The sequence below is a fragment of the Anaerovibrio sp. genome (genome assembly GCF_024697385.1).
Lineage (GTDB): Bacteria > Bacillota > Negativicutes > Selenomonadales > Selenomonadaceae > Anaerovibrio.
In genome coordinates, this window is sequence record NZ_JAILFV010000048.1 from 1 (window position 1) to 3,288 (window position 3,288).

Below are 3,288 nucleotides of genomic sequence, written 5' to 3' on the forward strand. Positions count from 1 at the left end.
TTCCCGTGGCTATAGCCCGATTAAACAGCAAATTCAGCAAGGTCCCCGTAGCATTCGCTGACTGGGCAATAGCATAGGCATGCTTCACCTGGCTGAGTATCTGCCCCTCCCCGATGACCAAAGAATCCAAACTGGCGGTAACCCGCAACAAGTGTTTTACACACTCTTCATCTGTGTAACGATAAGTGTATTGCTGAAAAAACTCCTTAGTACATTCCGTATTATTCAAATCGGTCCAAAAACTGGCCAAGGTATTACCACAGCCCCGAGGCACCACAGCGTAAATCTCACTGCGATTACAGGTGGACAACACCACTGCCTCCTGTAAAAGTTCATAATCATCCAGCTTTTCCAGGCCTTTTTTTATTTCCTCAGGTGCCAGGCAGAATTTTTCTCTTATGTCAACGGGTGCTGTCCGATGGTTCAGCCCCAATACTATCAATTCCATTCCTGATTTCATGTTTCGCCCCGTCCAAATCCTCGTTCAAAACTAAATTCAATACTTTCTCAGTTAAAACCTTACGCCACAAATCTTCCCGTTCTCGGCTGTCACCATATTCGGTAATGAGTTGTTGACGAATGTCCCGTAAAAACTCGGTAAACTCCCCAAATCCTTCATGATACCGCTTGCCCAAATCCTGTTTTATCAGGCGGGAAAAGCCTGGGCTGGCCCCCTCCGTACTTACGGCTATCTGGAGCGTTCCCCGCTCCACCAAGGCCGGAAGTGTAAAATCACACAACTCCGATTCCGAAGCCACATTCACCAACACACCAGCCGCCTTGGCATCTAAGGCCACCTTATGATTCACCTCTGAATTGTCCGTGGCCGCAAAGGCACAAAAAAAGCCTTGCAGCAAGCCTGGGCTGTAAGTACTTTTTTTCCATGTTATTTTTCCGGTCTCCGCCAATGTCCGGAGCTCATCCGTCAACTCCGGTGATATAACGGTTACCTGGGCACCACAAGCCAGCAAGCGATTTATCTTCCGCCGGGCCACCTGGCCGCCCCCCACCACCGCACATGGGCGCTGATTCATGTTTAAATTTACTGGATACATACTCTCCACACCAATACACAATTCAAATTAATGAATCCAATTCACCTTTAAAAATTATACAGCAATTGTTCAAATTTTGCCACAGGCAAAACAAAAGCCACGGCAGGTTGCGCCGCGGCTCGAAAAGTATCTTTAATCCAGCTTCATAATATTATGCTTTAATACATAAATCAACGCTTGAGTCCGATCATTAACATTAAGCTTACGGAAAATATTCGTGAGATGATTCTTCACGGTCTTTTCACTTACAAAAAACGTCTTGGCAATATCCTGATTGTTAAAGCCCTTGGCAATGCAGGCCAGTACATCCAGCTCCCGATTAGTCAACCGTTCGCCCCGACCAGACCGCCACAATTCCTTGGCCTTCTCGGTCACATTTTCATCCGCCCGCAGTTTGCCAAAAATGCGCTCCTCCAGTTCCGGATAAATATATGCTCCGCCATCATTGACAATATGAATAGCCTTGATAAGTATATCTGGTTCCACATCCTTTAACAAATAACCAGAGGCACCATTCTTCATCATTTCAATAACATAGTTATCATTATCATGAATTGTCAAGGCAATGATTTTGGTATTGCACTTTGTTGACTGAAGCTGACTGGCCACATCCAAGCCATTAAGGCCGGGCATATTGAGGTCAAGCAACAAGATATCCGGCTGCAACATTAAAGTTCTGGCCAGTGTCTCTTGCCCATCACCGGTCTCACCAACAACTTCAATATCATCTTCAAAGTTTAATACTCTTTTAATACCCTGCCGTAAAAGTGCATGGTCATCTGCTATCAGCACTCGTATTGCCATTTGCCTTCCCTCACTTCAAACTATAAAACTCATCACGCCACACCATTGTACCATAACTAATATGATTATAAACCAAATATTATAAATTTTCCATTCAAAATAGGAAAAACTTCCTATTAAATATTACAAACCAATACATTTTAAGAATACTTCACAAATTATGGGAGGATTTTGGCCTTTATAAAAATCATTATTTCGTCCTCAGATTCCAGATGTGAGCTACTTTGAAACAGTTTACCCAATATGGGAATATCCCCCAAAAAGGGTACCTTGGTAAAATGTTTTTCCTCATCCTTGCTTATCAGTCCCCCTATAATCAGAGTTTCCCCATCCTGAAGCCGCACCTGAGTATCCACGGACCGTTTTTGAAAACTGTAGGCTTTCATTTCCTTGACATAGCTTGGTGAGCTGACCTCAATATGCAATGTTGATTCTATGTATCCCTTATCATTTACAAAAGGACGACACTTCAGAATAATTCCCGCTGGGCGATAGTCAATTGAAGTAGTGGTAGTAGTGTTAGTAACTGACACTGCTGGTACCGGCACTTCGCCCCCAATATTTATTATAGCTTCCCTGCCTTGCATAGTAACAATGTTGGGCTTGGATAACACCCGGGCTTTACCTTGGGAAATAAGCATCTCCAATGTGGCATCATATGTAAAATTATGCGGAATTTTGCTCCATTCCCAGCTAACACCAATTTTTTCCCCGAGTGATTTCTTCATGGAAACCACCTTGGCTTCCAAAGATACCTGCCTGGCCGGAACGTCCAACTTTTCCACCAACTGGCGAACTATAGTCCCTTCCTCCTGCGTGGCATATACCAACAAGGACCGTGAATTAACATCCAGCCCCACCTGGGGAATATTTTTCTCGGCTAACACCTTGCCAGGGTCGGGCTTATCCCTATCTTTACCTGCATCCATCTTAGCTTTCACATTATCTTTACCGGATTGGCCAGTAGACTTTTTCCGGCCCTCCACCTGCTTCCTATCCCCTGAGTATCGATTTTTCAGATAGAGCTCCACTGCGCCCTGCATTTCCACTAAATCCGTATACTTTATGGGAATAATATGCACTTGCCCTAATTGAACGGATAAATCTTTCCCCCGTCCTACCAATAAAATATCCCCTTGGGTAAGCACAGTAAGACCACCAGCTGCAGCAAGTTGTTGAATAACCTCCTTAGGTGACAAATCCTTAATGTTTACACTGACTTTTGTATCAATGCCACTGTCCATTACCACATTGATATTGCCTTCCCGGGCAGCAAACCGAATAAGCTCTTGAACACTGCCATTGGATACATTTAGCGACAAGGCCTCACACCCGGTGGTAATTAGCATAGAAAAAAATATTACCAATATAATCTTTAATTTCACCTTTACCTTCACAACCTGTTTCTCCCGTCTATCTTATTTTTAAA

3 protein-coding genes and 1 pseudogene are annotated in these 3,288 nt (G+C 43.9%); all 4 read right to left on the reverse strand.

All coding sequences use genetic code 11. From position 1 onward, the window contains the following. Positions 1 to 448: pseudogene (locus tag K6C05_RS02305) on the reverse strand (glutamyl-tRNA reductase); the annotation flags it as partial. Beyond that, on the reverse strand, positions 402 to 1,055 hold the full coding sequence (locus tag K6C05_RS02310; RefSeq protein WP_296730810.1) for a bifunctional precorrin-2 dehydrogenase/sirohydrochlorin ferrochelatase: 654 nt from the start codon (positions 1,053 to 1,055) through the stop codon (positions 402 to 404). The gene K6C05_RS02310 and the pseudogene K6C05_RS02305, both read right to left, overlap by 47 nt. Before the next feature lie 132 nt (positions 1,056 to 1,187). After that, positions 1,188 to 1,859 carry a response regulator transcription factor gene (locus tag K6C05_RS02315; RefSeq protein WP_296730811.1) on the reverse strand — a complete coding sequence of 224 codons (672 nt, stop codon included), beginning with the start codon at positions 1,857 to 1,859 and terminating at the stop codon, positions 1,188 to 1,190. Between the two features lie 158 nt (positions 1,860 to 2,017). Further along, positions 2,018 to 3,256, reverse strand: coding sequence for a secretin N-terminal domain-containing protein (locus K6C05_RS02320; protein ID WP_296730812.1), 1,239 nt, complete (start codon positions 3,254 to 3,256; stop codon positions 2,018 to 2,020). Positions 3,257 to 3,288: the final 32 nt, after the last annotated feature.

Coding starts and splice junctions, on each gene's coding strand:
- K6C05_RS02315 (WP_296730811.1), bottom strand. CDS start 1,859: ATGGCAATACGAGTGCTGATAGCAGATGACCATGCACTTTTACGGCAG.
- K6C05_RS02310 (WP_296730810.1), bottom strand. CDS start 1,055: ATGTATCCAGTAAATTTAAACATGAATCAGCGCCCATGTGCGGTGGTG.